The 20,321-nt window shown below is 49.1% G+C and carries 18 protein-coding genes; 13 read left to right on the top strand and 5 right to left on the bottom strand.

The genetic code is table 11. The annotated features are described in order from the left end of the window. The first annotated feature begins 140 nt into the window (after window positions 1–140). The 8 genes from GEV47_RS18415 (at window position 141) to GEV47_RS18385 (ending at window position 7,965) form a co-directional block, all read left to right on the top strand. Window positions 141–1,130, top strand: coding sequence for a YncE family protein (locus GEV47_RS18415; protein ID WP_153236270.1), 990 nt, complete (start codon window positions 141–143; stop codon window positions 1,128–1,130). Between the two features lie 39 nt (window positions 1,131–1,169). After that, window positions 1,170–1,949, top strand: coding sequence for a hypothetical protein (locus GEV47_RS19420; protein ID WP_194270713.1), 780 nt, complete (start codon window positions 1,170–1,172; stop codon window positions 1,947–1,949). 13 nt (window positions 1,950–1,962) lie between these two features. Then, entirely contained in the window at window positions 1,963–3,225 is a 1,263-nt protein-coding gene (locus GEV47_RS18410) for a histidine-type phosphatase (protein WP_194270712.1), read from the top strand. Between the two features lie 3 nt (window positions 3,226–3,228). Then, window positions 3,229–3,891 (top strand): response regulator, encoded by a 663-nt coding sequence (locus GEV47_RS18405; RefSeq protein ID WP_153236268.1) that lies wholly within the window; start codon window positions 3,229–3,231, stop codon window positions 3,889–3,891. Continuing rightward, window positions 3,867–5,228, top strand: a complete 1,362-nt coding sequence (locus tag GEV47_RS18400) for an ATP-binding protein (RefSeq protein WP_153236267.1) — start codon at window positions 3,867–3,869, stop codon at window positions 5,226–5,228. Before GEV47_RS18405 ends, GEV47_RS18400 begins: the two co-directional genes overlap by 25 nt. 687 nt (window positions 5,229–5,915) lie before the next feature. Continuing rightward, window positions 5,916–6,374, top strand: a complete 459-nt coding sequence (locus GEV47_RS18395) for a MarR family winged helix-turn-helix transcriptional regulator (RefSeq protein ID WP_153236266.1) — start codon at window positions 5,916–5,918, stop codon at window positions 6,372–6,374. A 290-nt stretch (window positions 6,375–6,664) separates the two neighbouring features. Then, the gene (locus GEV47_RS18390) at window positions 6,665–7,090 is read left to right on the top strand and encodes an organic hydroperoxide resistance protein (RefSeq protein WP_153236265.1); all 426 of its coding nucleotides are present in this window, start codon (window positions 6,665–6,667) and stop codon (window positions 7,088–7,090) included. 86 nt (window positions 7,091–7,176) lie between these two features. Further along, window positions 7,177–7,965: an alpha/beta fold hydrolase gene (locus GEV47_RS18385; protein WP_153236264.1), complete on the top strand. Its 789-nt coding sequence runs from the start codon at window positions 7,177–7,179 to the stop codon at window positions 7,963–7,965. Window positions 7,966–8,530: 565 nt separating this feature from the next. On the opposite strand, the gene GEV47_RS18380 is transcribed toward GEV47_RS18385, so the two are convergent. The 5 genes from GEV47_RS18380 to puuE all read right to left on the bottom strand — a co-directional run bounded on the left by GEV47_RS18380 (window position 8,531) and on the right by puuE (window position 13,947). Then, window positions 8,531–10,138, bottom strand: a complete 1,608-nt coding sequence (locus tag GEV47_RS18380; RefSeq protein ID WP_153236263.1) for an alpha/beta fold hydrolase — start codon at window positions 10,136–10,138, stop codon at window positions 8,531–8,533. Window positions 10,139–10,592: 454 nt separating this feature from the next. Further along, the gene (locus tag GEV47_RS18375) at window positions 10,593–10,775 is read right to left on the bottom strand and encodes a 4-oxalocrotonate tautomerase (protein ID WP_153236262.1); all 183 of its coding nucleotides are present in this window, start codon (window positions 10,773–10,775) and stop codon (window positions 10,593–10,595) included. Between the two features lie 41 nt (window positions 10,776–10,816). Continuing rightward, window positions 10,817–11,578, bottom strand: a complete 762-nt coding sequence (locus GEV47_RS18370) for a class II aldolase/adducin family protein (RefSeq protein ID WP_153236261.1) — start codon at window positions 11,576–11,578, stop codon at window positions 10,817–10,819. Window positions 11,579–11,699: 121 nt separating this feature from the next. Further along, complete coding sequence (locus tag GEV47_RS18365; protein ID WP_153236260.1) at window positions 11,700–12,824, bottom strand: porin; 1,125 nt, start codon at window positions 12,822–12,824, stop codon at window positions 11,700–11,702. Between the two features lie 160 nt (window positions 12,825–12,984). Then, on the bottom strand, window positions 12,985–13,947 hold the full coding sequence (gene puuE, locus GEV47_RS18360) for an allantoinase PuuE (RefSeq protein ID WP_153236259.1): 963 nt from the start codon (window positions 13,945–13,947) through the stop codon (window positions 12,985–12,987). A gap of 295 nt (window positions 13,948–14,242) precedes the next feature. Between puuE and uraH the strand changes: the two genes are divergently transcribed. The 5 genes from uraH to nusA all read left to right on the top strand — a co-directional run bounded on the left by uraH (window position 14,243) and on the right by nusA (window position 20,295). Further along, window positions 14,243–14,596, top strand: coding sequence for a hydroxyisourate hydrolase (gene uraH, locus GEV47_RS18355; protein WP_153236258.1), 354 nt, complete (start codon window positions 14,243–14,245; stop codon window positions 14,594–14,596). A gap of 414 nt (window positions 14,597–15,010) precedes the next feature. Beyond that, window positions 15,011–15,910: an SMC-Scp complex subunit ScpB gene (scpB, locus tag GEV47_RS18350; RefSeq protein ID WP_153236257.1), complete on the top strand. Its 900-nt coding sequence runs from the start codon at window positions 15,011–15,013 to the stop codon at window positions 15,908–15,910. A gap of 10 nt (window positions 15,911–15,920) precedes the next feature. Further along, window positions 15,921–17,870: a 23S rRNA pseudouridine(2605) synthase RluB gene (rluB, locus tag GEV47_RS18345; protein ID WP_153236256.1), complete on the top strand. Its 1,950-nt coding sequence runs from the start codon at window positions 15,921–15,923 to the stop codon at window positions 17,868–17,870. A 362-nt stretch (window positions 17,871–18,232) separates the two neighbouring features. After that, the gene (gene rimP, locus GEV47_RS18340; RefSeq protein WP_153236255.1) at window positions 18,233–18,739 is read left to right on the top strand and encodes a ribosome maturation factor RimP; all 507 of its coding nucleotides are present in this window, start codon (window positions 18,233–18,235) and stop codon (window positions 18,737–18,739) included. Further along, complete coding sequence (gene nusA / locus GEV47_RS18335; RefSeq protein ID WP_153236254.1) at window positions 18,736–20,295, top strand: transcription termination factor NusA; 1,560 nt, start codon at window positions 18,736–18,738, stop codon at window positions 20,293–20,295. The genes rimP and nusA overlap by 4 nt, the downstream gene beginning before the upstream one ends. Window positions 20,296–20,321 lie beyond the last annotated feature (26 nt).

Raw genomic sequence — 20,321 nt, 5'->3', positions numbered from 1 at the left:
ATCTAAGTATTTTGGATTACGATTGGTCAGCTTAAAAATAAGCAGCTTTTGTAAGCTAAAAACAAACGGTGAATACGCATGGGCTGTATTTACCATGGGCTGTATTTACTTTACGCAGTTGAATTCAAACAATGGAAGCAATGATGAAATTAGCACTTACCGTACTAACGTTAGCCATTTGCGGTTCAGCAATGGCAGCAGCACCCGACTATAAACTTGTCGATACTATCCATATTGGTGGTGGCGCCAAGTGGGATTATTTATATGTTGACAGCGACGCGCATCGCTTATACGTCACACATGCAATACAAACTGAAGTCATCGATACGCAAACCGATAAATTGATCGGCACGATCGGCGATACGCAAGGCGTGCACGGCGTGGCGATCGCCAAAGAATTCGGCAAAGGTTTTATCACTGATGGCACTGCCAATGCCGTTGCTGTTTTTGATTTATCTACGTTAAAAAATACTGGCTCAATTAAAGTCGGTACCAAACCTGATTCCATCGTTTATGCGCCAGCCAGCCAGAAAGTAGTGGCGTTCAACGGCAAGTCGAATAGTGCCAGCATCATTGACGCAAAGACTTTGAAAGTCGTGGCAACTGTTGCGGTTCCCGGCAAGCCCGAATTTTCTGTAGTTGGTGCTGATGGCAACGTGTATTTCAATCTGGAAGACATAGGTCAAATCGGGTCGATTAATCTGACTACAAACAAATTTGTCAAAGCCCATTCGCTCAAGCCATGTGACGGTCCAAGCGGACTGACGATCGATGAAAAGCAGAATTTATATTCAGTTTGTGCGAATAATTTGATGATGGTGACAAGCACAGCAGGTAAAAATATCGGTCAAGCAAAAATCGGCAGTGATCCCGATGGCGTCGCGTATATGGATGGCTATGCATTTAGCGCGAACGGTGCCGACGGCAACATGACGGTGGTCGGACTGGTGGATGGGAAATTCCAGACTGTAGCAACGATACCAACGCAATTCGGTGCTCGTACCATCGCAGCTGATCCTGCAGCCCATCGTTTGTATTTGCCAACCGCTGATTTCAAACCTGCGACTGGCGATGAAAAGCGTCAGCGTATAGCTGATACTTTCCGCGTACTGGTGCTGGAAAAGCAATAAACCATCCTTAAGAAAAACCGGTAAAAGAATAGAGTTTGTATGAAGGTAGTGACCTTGAATAGTTTGTTACGTTTTACTGTAGCGACGGGATTATCGTTATCATTTGCATCGGCATGGGCGGTAGGTGGTGCGCCGTTGGAGACCGATGATCCCGATACGCCGGGAGATGGGCACTGGGAAATCAATCTGGCGACCATCGCCCAGCATACGGTACAGGGTGATACGGTGTCGCTACCTGATGTGGATATCAATTATGGACTGGGTGACTCCATACAACTGAAAGCCGACCTGCCGTGGACGTATGTCCAACAGCCGGGTGACGGATGGAAGTCCGGACCGGGCTTTGCCAACTACGGTGTCAAATGGCGTTTTATTGATGAGGGCGATGCTGGTTTTTCGATGTCGACCTACCCGCAATATGCGCATAGCATCACGACGACATCGATCAATCGTGGCATTGCACCAAGTGGTAGCCAATTTTTTTTACCGATAGAAGTATCCGGTAAAGTCGGTGAATTCGACTTGGATGGCGAGATCGGTCGTAACTTTGTTCAGAACGGTCCGAATCAATGGGAAGCCGGCTTTGCGGCAGGACATGCATGCGGCAAGGGCGTGGATTGTTTATTTGAAATTCATGAAACCTATACGCAGGGCGCTGACGGCGCTGGCGGCTCGACCCAGACCTTACTCAATGTGGGTGCGAGCTGGCAGTTCACCAAATCGTTGGCGATATTGGCTGCGGCTGGGCGAGAGTTCGGCAAGCGAACACCAGATCAACTGCAGGCGCTGTTTTATTTCGGTATACAAATTACTCGATAGGAAAATGCAAATAATGCGTGTTATTTCCCCATTTAGCTTCGCATTGGTCTTGGGTTTGTCAGCCATCAATGCCGTCGCCGCAGAGCAGGTCGTTCCACCAGCCGGATACACTCTGGAGCGGGCAGTGTTAGTCATGCGCCACGGCGTTCGTCCGCCGACCAAATCTGCACAAGCCATGGCATCGTTATCGGATCAAGCCTGGCCTGACGACGCCGCGTGGGGTGCGGCGCCGGGCGAGCTCACGCCCCACGGTGGTTTGGCAATCCGCAAAATGGGGAGTGATTTGCGTGATTTCTATGTCGGTGCGGGATTGTTGCCAGCGCTGGGTTCCATCGCTGATCAAACATTAATTTGGGCTGATAGCGCTGATCAACGGACCCGCGCAACAGGTCAAATGCTGGCGCTGGGTTTGAGCGGAAACGCGACTCAGCCAATTTCTGTGGGCTGGTCAGCTAATCATACCGATCCGCTGTTTCATGGATTAGACGAAAAGACTTGCCCGCTCGATCCGGCGGCTGAGCAGCAGGCAATACTTGCTCAGGGACCTCTCGATACACCAGAAACACGCTCAGCGTTAACACGGTTGCAAGCCATACTTGCGCCACAGGCTTGCCAGGGCAGTGCGGGAGCCTGTCTGGAAGGGCCTGGCAAACTCACTGCAGGCTCAGGAGAAGTGAAAATTTCCGGCCCTCTGTCGATCGGTGCTACCGTCTCTGAAGTGCTACTATTGGAATACGAAAATGGATTGCCGATGTCCCAGGTTGGCTTTGGACGTGCCAGCCGCGCCGATATCGAACAGCTGCAATCGATACACGAACACACGGCTAATTTAACGCGCCGCACGCCGTATATTGCCACGCGGCGTGCCTATGCATTGGCCCAGTTTATCTTGGCTGCCTTGTCGGAAAATAACGTGAATTCAACTGTGCCGACGATTAATGCGGCACAGCGCTTGATCGTATTAGCCGGGCACGATACCAATTTGTCGAACCTGGCCGGCGTGTTCGGGCTGGATTGGCACATGCCTGATCAACCCGATGTCACTGCACCGGGAACTGTGATTGCCTTTGAACGTTGGCGCGAAAATACAACCGGCAAGACGTTGTTGCGCATGCGCTTGTTTTATCAAAACATGGAACAAGTACGCAACCTGTCAGATTCGCCGGCCCGGCAAATTCCATTGCAACCCGCTGCATGTCGAGATTCGGACAACTGCGCATTGAGCCATGTTGTTAGCGAGGTAAAGGCAATCTTACCCAAAGATTGTGCAAAATAAGCCATGAGAATCTTGCTAGTCGAAGATGATGTCATGATAGGCGAAGCGCTGGTGTACGCCTTAAGCACTATGCACTATGCGACAGATTGGGTCACAGATGGCGCATCGGCCCTGTTAACGGCGAAGACACAGCACTATGATGCAATATTGCTGGATTTGGGTTTGCCGAAAATGGATGGCATTGAAGTGTTGCGCAGCTTGCGCCAATCCGGCAGCGCAACACCGGTCCTGATTGTCTCGGCCCGAGATGCGGTTGAGATGCGGATCGCCGGACTCGATCTTGGCGCCGATGATTATGTACTGAAACCGTTCGAGATCGGTGAACTGTTGGCCAGGATCAGGGCGGTGGTCAGGCGCAAAAGCGGACATGCCAACTCTCTGCTGGAAAACGGGAATTTGAGCCTGAATCTCACGACGCGTGAAGCAATTGTCGATGGTGCGGCCGTGCGTTTATCTGCGCGAGAATATGCGCTTCTTGAAGCATTGCTGATCAGACCCGGTGCGATATTGTCGCGACGGGATCTGGAAGACAGGGTCTATCAATGGGATCAGGAAGTTGAAAGCAATGCCATCGAATTTTTGATTCATGGCCTGCGTAAAAAATTGGGCGCGCAATCGATTAAGAATGTAAGAGGTTTGGGATGGATGATCTCAAAACAAAACTAAACTCATTGCAGTTCAGATTGGCATTGGCATTGGCGGTCACTATGATTGTCGCCGCCATCGCAATTGGTGCTATCGGATTCTATTCCACCCTGCATGACGCCCATGAATTACAGGATGATCACCTGCGCGATATTGCCGCCATGGTCAACGCCAATCTTATCACCGTCAACCAGCCCGATACAAATAATCCAGGCGATTTGGAAGATCCAGATGCCCATGTGATTGTACAGTTGGTAGATATCGGCCCGGTATCGCATGACTCTGTTGCAAACAACCAGATGAGATTTCCAGATGGTCTGCACGACGGATTGCAGACGATACGGGTTCAACAGACTGAGTGGCGCGTATTTGTGCAAACGCTGCAGACGGGCGGGAAATTAGTGGTGGGGCAAAAAACCGAAGCCAAGAACGAGATCGCCCGACATGCAGGACGAAAAACTCTGAAACGTATTTTGGTGGTAATTCCTTTTTTGATTTTGCTGTTGAGCTTGACGTTACGCAGGATGCTAGCGCCTTTGTCAAGGTTGGCGGCAGAATTGAATGCACGTCATGCCGAGGATATCCGGGCAATATCTGATAGGGGATTGCCCGCGGAGTTACGTCCGTTTATTTCTGCAATTAACACGGTCTTGAAAAGAATCGCCATCACGCTTGATCAGCAACGACGGTTTGTGGCGGATGCCGCGCATGAATTGCGCAGCCCGTTGACTGCGCTCACCTTGCAAACAAAAAATTTAGCGCGACAAGACATGTCGGACGAGGCGCATCATAAGCTCAACGAATTTGAGCGAGGATTGAAAAGAGCCAATGACCTGATCGATCAATTATTGAACATGGCACGCGCTCAATTGGCCGAGCCCGAGAAAATGCATGCCGTCTCATTGCAGCAGGTCGTAAGAAGTGTATTTGAAGAAATGATGCCTTACGCGGACGCAAAAAAAATCGAACTGGAATTTCGGCAAAATACTGACGTGCCACCGATCACCATCCCGGCAACTGAAATGGATGTAGTCACGTTATTGCGCAATCTGGTTGATAATGCCATTCGCTACACCGGCCCGGAAGGCAAGGTTGAAGTTGCCATTCAAGCTGATGCCTGTTGGGTTGTGCTTACAGTGCAAGACAACGGACCGGGTATACCTGTGGCGGAACGCAGCAGAGTATTTGACTCCTTCTATCGTGTACTGGGAACTGGGCAAACTGGATCAGGATTGGGATTGTCGATAGTAAAGAGCATCGTGAATAAACTCCACGGGGAAATCACCATTGATTTTTCAGATCAGTCACTGCAGAGCGGGACGGTCGTTCTGGTGAAAATCCCGCAAAGCGTACGATAACAATAATTTTATATATTTGGGAGGATCTTTTGCCTGGCTTGGATACCAGGCATTCGACTCTCTATGCTTGGGATGCGTATCGGTTTGCTTTGTTCCCAAAGTTAGACATGACTATATTTGCGCTACTTCTTTGGCAATGCAATCTGCGTAACTGGACAGTCCGGTATTGAGGGATTTGCTTCGCACCGCTTATTGATGATCATCTTGATCACGCATGATCCAACGACGCCGGCAATGATCAAGATAACCATCAGTTGAATAATCGTCAGTCCTTTTTGTTTCTTCATAATCGCTCTCTGTTCTTGTTTGTCGTATCGTCTAAAAGATGTCATAAAAACTGTTTCTTCGCTAAATCCTTAAATTTCAGGCTGCCAGTTTGGCGGAAAATGGCCTTTGACGGTGGTATTTTATTTTTCGGTATGACTTGGCTTCCACCTTAAATAATAGCTTGTGATCACATCTTCACCAGAGCAAGCCATGAGAATCCCATACGCAGTTAGTCACGTTAGCCGTTATTTTCGCTATCAATTTTGGTAGGAAAATTATTGCCAACCATAGCCATTGGGTTGCGCTCTCGATGATTATTTTGAATGAGAAAAGATTAATGCGTATGCACTTTTTGAAAAAAAACGGCAAAATTTAAAAAATAGCTTGCTATTTAGTAGTTCGCTATATATTATTCATTCCATGAACACCAAATCTGAAAAAACGATCGCAACACCGATTCTGGACGAGCAGCTTTGCTTTGCTTTGTATTCCACTTCGCTGGCGATGACCAAGCTGTACCGTAAGCTACTCAAGAAGCTGGATATTACCTATCCACAGTACTTGGTGATGATGGTGTTGTGGCAACAAGATGGAGTGACAGTATCGGAAATCGGAGAGCGTCTGTTTTTGGATTCCGCTACTCTTACGCCATTGCTGAAACGCATGGAGGCTCAGGATTTGATTATCAGAGAGCGTGCAACGCATGATGAGCGCCAGGTGATTATCACTTTAACTAAATCTGGAGATGCATTGCGGCGTTTGGCTGCAGAGGTGCCCGAGTCAATTTATTGTGCGTTTAATTGCACGCCTGACAAAGCGAAGGAAATGGGTGAGTTGAAGGATAGGATTGTTGCGGTGCGATCCGAATTGCTCAAATGAGGGTGCTGGATATTTTCGCGGAAGTTGTTTCTAATATATATCGTACGCTATTTAATAGTTGATTATTTAAATGACGTTGACGCATCTGCGTTAAACAACTGGCAGGCTCCATCTTTGATGAGAAAGTCCCGGTAGCCAATTCCAGTATTTATATAGTGTGCGATTTAATAGTGTAGATTGTTTGTGAGAACCTGGTGCCGCATAGATCGGTCACAAAGGTTCAAATTGATGTAGTAAATGTAGTTAAACCAGTGGTCGGATACGACCAGAAAATTGAAAAGGAAATTATCATGTCGATCGAAAAAGTTCTTTACCGCACAAATGCAAAATCCACAGGAGGGCGCGATGGCCGTTCAGTTTCTTCGGACGGAATATTGAACGTCAAATTATCTACGCCAAAGGAGCTTGGCGGTGCTGGCGAAGCTGGAACAAATCCTGAGCAGCTGTTTGCAGCCGGATATTCTGCATGCTTTCTGAGCGCAATCAAATTTGTCGCAGCGCATGACAAGATTCACTTGCATCCTGATACAGCAGTCGAAGCAACTGTCGGAATTGGCGCTATCCAAACTGGCTTTGGTATCGAGGTGGAATTGAAAGTTTCTTTGCCGGACCTTGATGCAAATGCGGCGGAAGCATTAATCGCCAAGGCACACGCTGTTTGCCCTTATTCAAACGCAACGCGTAACAACATCGACGTGACACTGTCATTGATTTGAAAACGACTAGTGTGTGATTGGCTAAGGATAAAACGAAGTCCAGAGGCGATCCACTTCTTTCCAAGCTTAGTAATGGAGATTTAAAAATGAAATCCAAACGTCTTTTAAATATTTTTTCTTTCTTGAGTATCTTCGGTGTCGCATCATTAGCCATTGGCGTCATGCCCGAAAGTGCCTCCGCTGCGTCGACCGAGCGCGTCAACAATGTTGTACTGGTTCACGGTGGATTCGTTGACGGTGGTGGCTGGGAGTCCGTCTACAAGTTGCTTAAAGCTAAGGGCTACAACGTGAGCATCGTTCAAAACCCGACCACGACGCTTGCAGCAGATGTGGCTGCCACCAAGGCTGTTATTGATGCCCAAAAAGGTCCAGTGGTTCTGGTCGGGCACTCGTACGGTGGTGTAGTGATTTCCGAAGCAGGAAATGACTCTAAGGTCACACGCTTGGTGTACATTGCCGCTTTCGCTGCTGACAATGGCGAATCGGTGCAAAAGCTCATCGCTAACCCTGCGCCAGGCGCACCCGTGCCACCCATCCTTCCGCCAGTCAATGGTTTCCTGATGCTCGACAAGGCAAAATTTCCGGCAGCGTTTGCAGGCGACGTGAAACCAGAGCGTGCAGCGTTCATGGCTGATGCACAAGTCCCTTGGGGAGTGGAAGCGTTAGCCGGCGAAGTCACCAACGCCGCATGGCACACCAAGCCTAGTTGGTATCTGGTGACTAAAGACGACAAAATGATCCCGCCAGATGCCCAGCGCGCGATGGCGAAACGCGCCGGCGCGACTGTGACTGAGGTGACTGGTAGCCATGCTGTGTACGAGTCGCATCCAGCGGCAGTGGCTGCAATCATCGAAAAAGCAGCGACGTCGAAGTAATATATCCATTACGCCAGCTGACATCACGCCTTGTGGGCCCGCGCCCGCAAGGCGTTGTTCTTTTGAGCCGATCACTCCAGCGCACATTATTTTGATTTTTCTTACTTATCTGAGCTGACGCACATTGATGTTGATTTTATGATCGGGGTCTCGCCATTTTTTGCGCCAAAAGTAATTTATGCCCAGCTTTCAACGTTGCCGTCTATAAGAAAGTCATAATGGCACTGCGGTTTGTATCTGGGGCGATTCCATCGGCTTTAACTTTCACTACACGAGCATAAGAATGGCTGGGCGCGATATCGTTGAAAGTGGATTTATTACAGGAACCGAACTCGAAGTTGATGGTGGGATACGATTGGCGTAATCCATTAATGGAATCATCGTATCCAGAATAGCACCTGCTCCCCCTCAATCGCGCTAGGCGGGTGAGAGGGGCAACACGAGGGAGGGATGCAGCCAGCAACACCAATAACTGAAATGCAGCATGCTGCGCACTCCCCAAAAAACTAATGATTCAGGTTATTTAAGGAGTGCAGAATTTTGTATGATGCTCGCTCATTGGGTCTCATTGCAGTGAAACAGATAACGTCGAAGGTGTCGCGGTCGAAGAGCTAAATGTGACGGCGCTACCGACTGGCGTGACGCTGGTATAGCGTAGATCAGCGGTGCCAATAACGAGTGCCAATTGATTACCGGGATCGATTTCCCAGTTGGTCGCTTCCAGGTTCATTTTGATGGCGAGCGGTGCTCCCTGTGTTGCATTGAGGTTGGTGTACGGTTTTTGGGTGATCAACTGACCGATGCCAGTTACCTGATTGACGCTGTAAAGGTAAGCAACTAATGTGAACTGGCTGCTGTTAGGAGTTACAGTAATCTGTAGTGAAGGAATCCCTAAAAGATTCTTGGTCTGAGTAAAGACCGGCCCCATCCAGACGGCTGCATTCGAGCGGTTAACCAAGCTCAATGCGACGGGGGGTGGTAAATCCAGATATCCGGTCAAAGCCCCGCTGAGTAGCACTACACCTGAAGTGGCAGCTGTCAGGTAGCCGCCAGTAATGCCATATTGCCAGTTGCCGCCGCTACCGGACGACAAGTTACCCGTGGGAAGTATGCCAAGAAAACCAGTGGGCTGCGTCAGATTATAGGTAACTGTACCTTGTTGTACTGCATTCCAGTTTGCGTAGGTTTTCCAGACACCGGTCTGGGATTTGACCTGCACCGGCTGTTGAGTATTGATACCGTTATTTACACCCTTTAGATAATGATCAAACCAGCTATTGGCTGCAGCGTAGACTTCGTTAGGCAGGCCAACAGCGCCGAGAAGTTCAGAGGTCGCATGGTCGCCATGTGAAAACATCATCATTTTCGGTACAGTAAGCTGGTTATATAAGTTGACCAATTGGCTGGGTACAAACAAGCTATCTTCAAAAGCATTGGCGACAAAGACTGCCGTGCCATTCGCATTGAGTTGGGCGACACTTGTTATTGGATCGCGTTGCGCGGCGACTGGCAGCAAGGATTGTACGGCGCCATAAAAATTTAACTTAGCAACGTTTTGATTGATCGTTTGCATCAATGGCCCAGGTTTGCCGATATAGCTGGCGAACGACAACAAACCTATGCCTTGTGTACTCGGGGTTTGATTAGCATAGAGCGAATTTTCCAGACTCGCCCACGTGCTCATTGAAGCTACCGCCTTGATGCGGGTATCGTTTTCGGCGGCGAGCAAACTGGTTCCGGCACCGTAGGAAATACCCGAGACGCCAATTTTGTTCGGATCGGAAGGGGTATGGGCCAGAGCCCAGGTGATGACGGTGCTTACATCGCCAACCGTGAGAGGCCCAGCGATATCGATATAGCCGCATTGCGGCAAAATGGCGCACCCTAAATCAAAGCCGCGTGAACTGTAGCTGACGACAATATAACCATTACTGGCTAACGTATTGGCCTCGCCGATGTACTCAATGAAATTCAGTCCCCAGCTGGAGGGCATGACAACTAATGGGAATGGGCCACTACCCTGACCAGTGGGAACCGAGACGTACGCGCCCAATCGGTAGCCATCTATGGTTGGGATCGAAACAAGGGAACCAGGTGGTGTCTGCGCCGCTACTGGCGCAACAACGGCCAATGCCACCACAAACATGACAAGTAAATTTGCAAGTTGACGCATATCATCCTCCGCGAATTATTTAAGAAAAATAAAACCAGCTAGATTTAAATGACTGTTATGACAATTGCTATTGAAGTGCAACACACCTCGTTTTTAGAGGAGTGAGAAACCACACCATGGTGTTGTTCACCATTCTCATTCCAGCCTATTTTTTGTAGGTGGAGATATGCGTGCATTGCTGACAGATTGGATTGTTTTTACGGGTAAAAAAACAGTCGCTTTTAATGACTTGGCGAACTTTTAAGACAATGACTTCCCAAGTTGGAGGTCAATAGTATTGATGCGCAGAAATATAATCAAGGGAATATTTAATTTACTAAAGATGGTTTGTTAAAACCGATTTAGTAATAAATTTTGGTGTTTTGATGTGGTTTTGAGGAGGGCGGCTCATTTCCTCAATGCCCTGATGGGTTTCAAATTGTATGAAATGAGCGGCGGCGCGATCGAGGGGAAATTATTCCGACCACAACTTTCCAGCAGTCGCCCAATTCTCACGTTTGACTTCGGAAATGATGATGTCAACAGATTCCGGCCCACAATCTAATGTTTTGCAGGTGACTTCGGTGATAGCCTGGACGAAAGCGCGTTTTTGTTCCGGGGTGCGGCCTTCAAATAATTGGACGTTGAATGTTGGCATGGGTGTTTCTCCTATTGTGGTTGGATGATGTACCTGATTAATTAAGTTTGATATGAGGGATCAAGCGCATCTAATTTGCGCAGCAGGGCTGGCCATTCGAGTTCACCTTCCGGACTGCCGTCACCCAGCAATTGATCACGGGTTTTGCGACAAATTTCTGCTGATGGCATAGTTAGCTGCGTATTGCCGGATTGCGCTTTGAGTTGAATGTCGCAGGCTTTGGTGAGTGTATCCATCAATACGTAAGCTTCTGCAATTGTGCGGCCACACACCAGGCTGCCGTGGTTGCGCAAGAACATGGCGGGAAAGTCGCCCAAGTTGCTTATCACACGGGTTTGCTCCGTTGGCGTCAACGCCAAGCCTTCATAATCGTGATAACCACATTGTTCATAAAAGCGTAAAGCATGCTGCGACAGTGGTAGCAGGCCGTCGGTTTGTGCACCGACGGCAATCGCGCTGGTATTGTGTAAATGCATGACGCAATGGGCATCCGCTTTGGCAGCGTGGACAGCACCATGTATGGCAAAGCCTGTCACATTGACGCGATAAGTGGCGTCGCCAATGATGCGCCCTTGCAAATCTATTTTGACTAAATTGGAGGCGCAAACTTCGTCGAAGCGATAACCAAATGGATTGAGCAAAAAGTGCCCTGGTTCGTTCGGCACAGCGGCAGAAATGTGCGTGTAAATCACATCGTCCCAGCCATTGATGGCGCACAAACGATAGCAGGCAGCGAGGTCTTTTCGCACTTGCCATTCGGCTGGGCTAATCGAGTGCTGTGGATCTTGATTGTTGGTTGCCATATGCTGTAGATAATATGCAAGAAGAATGAAAAATGCGCATAAAGCAAAACGCATCTGCCGAAACATATAGTTCGGCAGATGCGTTCTTGGGTTTGATCAGAACATTACACCATCAAACGGATTAGAAGCGATGACGAATCCCGACGCCAACGCTGCCGCCGCTGTTTTCGTCAGTAATTTTATCGTACATGTAATTCGCATACACATCCGTGCGTTTTGACAAGTTGTAGTCATAACCCACTGTTGCGGTATTGCGTTTGATCGACGATTCGCCTAAAGGTGCGCTAATGTCTGTGCCAGTACGCTTGGTGCCAGCCCACGATGCCAAAATCGCGCCGTGACCGAATGGAATGCTGGTACCGAGTTGGAGAGTTTTATCTTTCCAGTCTATGCCATCATTGGTGGTTTGCTGATAAGTAGCAAATAGTTTGGCAAAGTTCAAATCGTAGCTACCACCGACAAACCATGCTTTTTGACTTGGCGCAAACGGGCCTTCGCCGTCAGTAGCTTGTTGTACGTTGCCAACTTCGCCTGGTAATGGGTTGTTGATGTCGACGCGTTGATAAAACGCGGTCAACGCCAGTGGGCCATGGAAGTAGAGCACGTTGGCACCAATATTGTTTTTGCCCGTTTGACCAGCAATGCCGCCAAATTGGTAGTGCAAGTTGGCTTTTAGTCCGCTGAAATCAGGTGTGGTGTACATCAGCTCATTGCTCCATCCGGTATCACCAGCAGTGGTGTTAGCCCAGTTGGATGCATTGAATACCGGCACGTCCATGTGCATGATCAACGGTGAGAACTGGAATGAATCGCCGAACGGGTTAAACAGGATAGATGGCAAGAAGTTTGGCGCCAGATCGCGACCTACGGAAATCGCACCGAATGCACCGGATAAACCGACGTGAGCATCGCGTGAGAACATCGTTTCGTTACCATCAAAGCGACCGATTGCGCCGTTATTTGAGCGGAAAAAAGAAGTCAATTTGAAGTTGGCTTGTAAGCCATCGCCCAAATCTTCAGTACCAGAAAATCCCCACCATGATGTGGTCATGCCGCCAGCGCCGACAATGCTGGAAGCGGCGCTATCGCCACTGTATTTTTGCGAACCGACATAAGTATCGACCAGGCCGCTGACTGTGACGTTGGTGTCTGCCATTGCTGGCATGGCTACTATGGCGCTGGCACCGCCGATAAGGGCGGCGACAGCCAGTTTTACTGCTTTGAATTTATTATTTGTAGTTTGCATTGCTTGTATCTCCCTAGTTTTATGAATTGTGTTTCTTTGTGTGTTTCTTTGGTTTATCTACTGCTATTCGTGGAGCCGCCACTGCGGGCAAAAGATGTTTCAGGCTTATGGCCGTGGCGGTCTAGTGCTAATACTTATGTACACTTATTCAGTGAATGCGTTATGCCGAAAACGGGTGCGTTTTGCGCCAGTGATCTGCAATGTCAATCCGGCGTGTAATCCATACGCGATCATGTGACTGCACATAATCCAGAAAGCGCGCTAATGCCGCAGCGCGGGCTGGACGACCGACAACGCGGCAATGCAAGCCAATGGATAACATTTTTGGTTGATTTAACCCTTGTGGATCACCTTCCTGGTACAGCACATCAAAGGCATCTTTAAGGTAATCGAAAAACTGCGTGCCAGAATTGAAGCCCTGCGGAGCAGCAAAGCGCATGTCATTGGTGTCCAGGGTATAAGGAACGATCAATTGCGGTTTACTGACGACTTCGCCGTTGGCATTACTAATTTCTACGCTCTCCCAGAATGGCAGGTCATCGCCATAATGGTCGGCATCATAACTAAAACCGCCATGTTCGACTACCAGGCGACGTGTATTTGGTGAATCACGACCTGTGTACCAACCTTTAGGCGCGCTACCGGTCAGCTCTTTAATGATGTTAACGGCTTGGGCCATGTGCGCGCGCTCAGTGGCTTCGTCGATGTTTTGATAGCTAATCCAGCGTAAACCATGGCATGCAAATTCATGCCCTAATTCTTGAAATGCGGCGACAGCCTCGGGGTTGCGTTGTAGCGCGCGCGCAACACCAAAGATCGTTAATGGCAATTTGCGGTCTTCAAACATGCGCAACAAGCGCCATAGGCCGGCACGCGAACCATATTCATACAGCGATTCCATACTCATATGGCGAGCAGCAAAGCTTTGCGCACCGATGATTTCAGATAAAAATGTTTCAGAACCAGCGTCGCCATCCAGTACGCAATTTTCGCTGCCTTCTTCGTAGTTCAGTACGAATTGCAGAGCGACTCTTGCTTGATTGGGCCATTGCGCATGGGGCGGCGTACGACCATAACCGATCAGGTCGCGAGGATAGCTTGGGGAATGCTTAAGGCTGCTCATATCAACTTCTTTCTTTGTCTCGGAATCTCATTCGCGTAATACCTGCTATTTGTTGCCTTGGCGAATGTTTGTTTGATCGGATTATGTCGTTACGGCACCATTATTAATATATGTTTCGTCTTATATTCACTTATATTCTGAGGTATATCATTTGCGCGTTGGTGGTTTTTAACTGTTTTAGGGCTTACGCAAAATCGCCCCAGCTCCGCCGTTCCAGCATGTCGTACAGGCCGCGCTCGGCACGCCGTGCTGGGGCAATTTTGCGTAAGCCCTATGTTTGCATAGGGAAAAAATAATGGGCAAGTTAAGTACGCATGTTTTGGATATTACCCAAGGTAAGCCAGGCGTTGGTGTCAGCATCGAGTTGTATCGCGTCACGGCTAATGGCAAAATTTTGCTAAAGAACGCCGTAACAAATAGTGATGGCCGTTGTGATGCGCCGTTGTTGCAAAATGACGACTTGTTAGTTGGTCAATATGAATTGATTTTTGCGGCGGGTGACTATTTTGCGGGGCAAGGCGTTAATGTGCCGGCGCCACGTTTTGTTGATAAAGTTACATTGGCGTTCGGTATTGCCGATTCGTCGCAAAATTACCACGTACCATTAGTTGTATCGCCATGGTCTTATTCAACTTATCGCGGCAGTTGATCGCGCTTTAGGTTTGCTCCTGCATGATAAGCGACACAGCAAGCGACGCAAGCTGTGTCGCTTAAATAATCAAGTCATGGCGTAAAAGTCATAAAAACCAGCCACTCTCCATCCGCAGTTTGTGCTACACTTCGCGCAATATCTTGCATCAATACAAAACACTTTGATGTGAAAGATAAGTAAATTGGCATGGCGCGCTGATGTGTTTAGCGCCTCAAAGTCAGATGTTCCTGCCCCAATGCAGTACCCTAGCGGGCACCGGACAGCAGTATCAACGCGTTTCTATTGACGATAAAACTACACAGGTATCGCCTATTTTTCAGATACTTGTCGTTGACTTACTTTAAGCATCTTTTCAGCATCATTTCTGCCCAATTTCTGTAAATTTTAAAAATTTTAACTAATACGCCGTACATGGATATTGTTGAGGCTAAGAAAGTCCTCGAAACAGCGCTACTTTGTGCTCATGAGCCTTTGTCGATTAACGACTTAAAAAAGCTCTATGTGGCCTATGACGATGTCGAGAGCGAAGTTGATGCGGATACGATCAAGTCGATGCTGGAGGAATTGCGCGTCGAATGGTCCGATAAGGGTATCGAAGTGGTGTGTTTATCGACCGGCTGGCGCTTTCAAAGTCGGCCTGAGATGAAAGTTTATCTGGAGCGATTGAATCCGGAAAAGCCGCCCAAGTATTCACGCGCGACATTAGAAACATTGGCAATTATTGCCTATCGACAGCCAGTTACGCGTGGCGATATCGAAGAAATTCGTGGTGTAACTGTCAATTCGCAAACCATCAAAATGCTCGAAGAGCGCGGCTGGATTGAGGCCATTGGACATAGAGACGTACCGGGGCGTCCGGCATTATTTGCGTCTACCAAACAATTTTTGGATGATCTTGGACTGACTTCGTTGGATCAGTTGCCGCCGTTGCAGCAAGTCGCCAAAAACGACATGGCCGAAGGCACGTTACTTGAGTTGCAGGCATTTGAGGCTGATTTGGCCACTAATCTGGCGCAAAATTCAGTTGATCCGGCGGCAGGAGTAGAATTGAATGAGGCGCCACCAGACAATGTCTCCAATAGCTCCACTGAAGTCATAGAGGTTGCAGCAATTTCAGAGCCCATGGCGCTGGTGGCTGAGCAAGTAGTTGAAGATAGCCCCATTGAATTGGCAGAGACTGCAGAGGCAATATTAAAAGAAGTAACTGTTGAAGTAGCATTTGTACCGAACGACATTCCCACCAATGACCTTGCATCCGAAGCTATGGATATTGAATCGATAGCTCACCCTACGCCCGGTCAGCATAACTAACACTTGAATAATGAATCCACCTAGTTCTAAAGATGCGACTACCGTCGACGCGACAGCAACACCCGAGTTGAAGGTCAAGAAACCGAGAGCGCCACGCAAGGTTGCCACTAAGGTGGCGGCAGAGGCTGCGGTCATCAGTGATGATGCGCCAGCGACAACAGCGGTCAAAAAAACGAGAAAAAAAGTCGCCGAATTAGCTGTTGATGCAGAAGTTAGTCAGCCTGCGCCACGTACTCCGCGCAAAAAAGCGGTGCCTAAAGAAGTGAGTTCTGAGGTTGTTGTGTCAGAAGCGGTCAAGGTGCAAGAGTTCGTGCCAGTGTCGAATGAGGCGGTATCAGTTGAACAATCCGCAGAAAAGCCGGTGCGACGTGGTGTGCGTGGCCCACGTGCGATGCGTAGCAACCGTGCGGCTCAGCGCGCGCAAGAAGCTGCTGCAGCGGCAGTTGCCGATGTAGCGACAAGCTCTGCAAGTGATGCGGTGCCTGTGCAAGCGGAAGGCGGCGAAAGTAATGCTGCAGCGGCGATCCCGCGTGGCGAGCGAAATGTTCGTGAGCCGGGTGAGAGAGATCGTCGTACTGGTAATAAGTCGAATAATGTAAATCCGCGCGATCGTCAGCAAAATAAAAAACCGCATAACCGGCAAGGTGAGCAGCAAGGTCGCCCCGGTCAAAAAGGCGGGCAGAAAGCAACGCCTGCTGCCGCTGCGGATGAGGTTTTCTCTTTCGTTACCTCAGAAGATTTTGATAGTCTGGTAACTGAAGATGAAAGTCGTGCCACCAGCCGTCAAGCGCCAAAAAATGTGCGTCGGGATTTAACAGCGGATGATGATGCGCCGAAATTGCATAAAGTATTGGCTGACGTTGGTCTGGGTTCGCGTCGTGATATGGAAGAATTGATTATCGCTGGCCGGGTATCGGTCAATGGTGAGCCCGCGCATATAGGTCAGCGCATCTTGCCGACTGATCAAGTGCGTATTAACGGCAAATTGTTGCAGCGCAAAGTTTCCACGCGTCCTCCGCGGGTACTGGTTTATCACAAACCAGCGGGTGAAATCGTCAGTCATAACGATCCGGATGGTCGCCCATCTGTGTTTGATCGTTTGCCGAACATGAAGGCCGCCAAATGGTTGGCAGTAGGTCGTCTCGATTTTAATACGGAAGGTTTGTTGCTATTTACCACTTCAGGTGACCTGGCTAACAAATTAATGCACCCGCGTTACAACATCGATCGTGAATATGCGGTGCGTACTCTGGGTGAGTTAGAGCAGGGCATGCGTCAAAAATTATTGGCCGGTGTCGAACTGGAAGATGGTTTGGCGCAGTTCTCTAAAATCGCCGATGGTGGCGGTGAGGGTATTAATAAGTGGTATCGCGTCACGATTGGCGAAGGTCGTAATCGTGAGGTACGTCGGATGTTCGAGGCAATTGGCTTGACTGTTTCGCGACTGATTCGTACTCGTTATGGCGCAATGACTTTGCCTCGCGGCTTAAAGCGTGGTCGCTGGGAAGAGCTGGATGAAAATGACGTGCGTGCCATGATGGCTGCCAACGGCTTGGAGAAAGCTGCCTCGCCGAAAACGGGCGCTGGCGGTAAAGATCGCCCATCGAGAGGTGCTGGGCCAGGTCAAGGGCAAAGCCGTGAGCCGAATGGTAATCGCGCCGGGGGTAATTACGCCGGCAACTCAACATCTAAGTTCGGGCAAAATTCGGGCCAAGGTTTTGGCGGTGGTTATGGTCAGCAAGGTCAGGGGCAAAAGCGTGGCCCTAACCAAGGTCCGGGAGGGCGCCCTCAAGGTCAGCGCAGTCGTCAGCCTGATCCATTGCAAACTGCGCTAGGTTTTCCCGATGCCGGCCAGCAGCGTCGAAATAATACGCGTCCAGCAAGGCCGGGCGGCAGAGGTCCTGCAACGCCAGGCGGCTATCAAGGCGCACCAAGCGGTGGACGTCGTCGTCCGCGCTGATAAAAAATAGTTGTTTTGTTCCTTGCAGGGAGTTGTCAAATTGTTATGTAAAGCAGGCCTGGCGTAACAAAAGATAGTTTCTACATTGCGATAGCTATGCTAATCGCTTATAATCTGCAAGTTAACGGAAGTTGTTTCACAATCAGTCTGTGAAATCTTCGTCTGAAGCAATGCGAGCATAGACAAGCCAAAGCAGTACAAGCTTGATGCAAGCGATAAGAAGATGGGCTGATGCCCATTTTTTTTTTGCTCAACGATTGTGAAGCATCTTGTTTCAAATGCGCGGAGCACGCGCTGGCTTGATAGAAACAAGCGCTAAACAAGAGTCGGTACAGGCATAAATAATTATTAGGAGAATCTCCTTGCAGCTACAGGAATTGATAGAAAAAACCGTGGTTGGCATGGGCTACGAGTTGGTCGAGTTCGAAAAAGCCGCGCGTGGTTTGTTGCGTGTGTATATCGATCTGACTGCCGAAAATGCTGCGCCAGATGAAGATGGTGTGCCGGCATCGATCACCGTAGAAGATTGTGAAAAAGTGACGCATCAATTGCTGCATGTATTAACGGTCGAAAATGCGGTTTACGAACGCTTGGAAGTGTCGTCACCTGGCCTTGATCGGCCGTTGAAGAAGCTGGCAGACTATACGCGTTTTGTAGGTAAGGAAGTCATCATCAAATTACGTTTACCTATGCCAGGCGCAGCGCACCGGAAAACTTTCCAAGGTGTTTTGCAAGCGCCGGATGGTGAAAATTTGAAACTCGAATTTGTAGCAAACGATGGGTCGTCAGCATTACTGGATTTTATGCTGGCTGACGTGGACAAGGCACACTTGGTGCCACAAGTGAATTTTAGGAGTCGCAAAGCATGAGTCGCGAAATTTTATTGTTGGTCGATGCGCTCGCGCATGAAAAAAACGTCGACCGAGACGTCGTGTTCGGTGCACTAGAACACGCACTTGGGCAAGCAACCAAGAAGCGCTATGAAGGCGATGTGGATATTCGCGTGGCTATCGACAGAGAAACTGGCGAATTCGAATCCTTCCGTCGTTGGTTGGTTGTGCCCGATGAAGCTGGTTTGCAAATGCCAGATCAAGAAATTTTATTATTTGAAGCACTCGAGCAGATTGAAGGCGTAGAAGTCGATGACTACATCGAAGAGCCTATCGAGTCAGTGGAATTCGGCCGTCGTTTTGCGCAAGATACTAAGCAAGTCGTATTGCAAAAAATCCGTGATGCTGAGCGTGAGCAGATTCTGGCTGATTTCCTGGAACGTGGCGATTCGCTGGTGACTGGCACGATCAAACGGATGGAGCGCGGCGACGCGATTGTTGAATCCGGCAAGATCGAAGCTCGTCTGCCACGCGACCAAACGATTCCTAAAGAAAATCTGCGTATTGGCGATCGCGTCCGCGCCTATATCTTGCGCGTTGATCGCAATGCCCGTGGACCACAAGTGATTTTGTCGCGCACTGCACCAGAATTCATCAAGAAATTGTTTGAGCTGGAAGTGCCGGAAATTGAACAAGGTACGCTGGAAGTGAAATCAGCTGCTCGTGATCCGGGCGTGCGCGCCAAGATTGCCGTGTTTACTAATGACAAGCGGATTGATCCTATCGGCACTTGCGTCGGTATGCGTGGTTCACGCGTGCAAGCCGTGACTGGCGAGTTGGGCGGCGAACGTGTTGATATCGTGTTGTGGTCAGAAGATCCAGCCCAATTTGTGATCGGCGCATTGGCCCCGGCCAACGTCTCATCCATTGTTGTGGATGAAGAAAAACACGCTATGGATGTAGTTGTTGATGCCGAAAATCTGGCGATCGCGATTGGTCGTGGTGGTCAGAATGTACGCTTGGCAGCTGAGTTGACCGGTTGGCAAATCAATATCATGACAGCGGAAGAATCGGCAGACAAGTCGGCGTTGGAAACAGCTGCGACACGCGCGCTGTTCATGGAAAAGCTCGACGTTGATCAGGAAGTTGCTGACATTCTGGTAGATGAAGGTTTTGCCAGCCTGGAAGAAATCGCTTATGTGCCAATTAGCGAAATGTTGGACATCGAATCCTTCGATGAAGATACCGTCAATGAATTGCGTACCCGTGCACGTGATGCCTTGGTAACAGAGGCGATTGCTTCTGAAGAAGGTATGGAAGGCATGGAAGATGCACTTGCTAATTTCGAAGGCATGGACCGTGTAGTGGCTGGTAAGTTGGGCTTGGCAGGTGTTAAGACGTTGGCTGCGTTTGCTGCTTTGGCCTATGACGAATTCGGTGCGATTCTGGCCTTACCGTCAGAGCGTGCCCGTCAATTGATTAAAGAAGAATTTAAAGATGTGACTGACGATGAGATGAAACTTATCGATGGTAAGTACGATGATCGTGCCAAGGCTTTACAAGCTAAAGCATGGAACCTTGCGGAAGCCAAGTGATCCGCGAGGTTCCCATGTCGTCTACC

Source organism: Glaciimonas soli (genome assembly GCF_009497155.1).
Taxonomy (GTDB): Bacteria; Pseudomonadota; Gammaproteobacteria; order Burkholderiales; family Burkholderiaceae_D; genus Glaciimonas; species Glaciimonas soli.
This window is presented reverse-complemented; position numbering and strand designations above follow the sequence as displayed.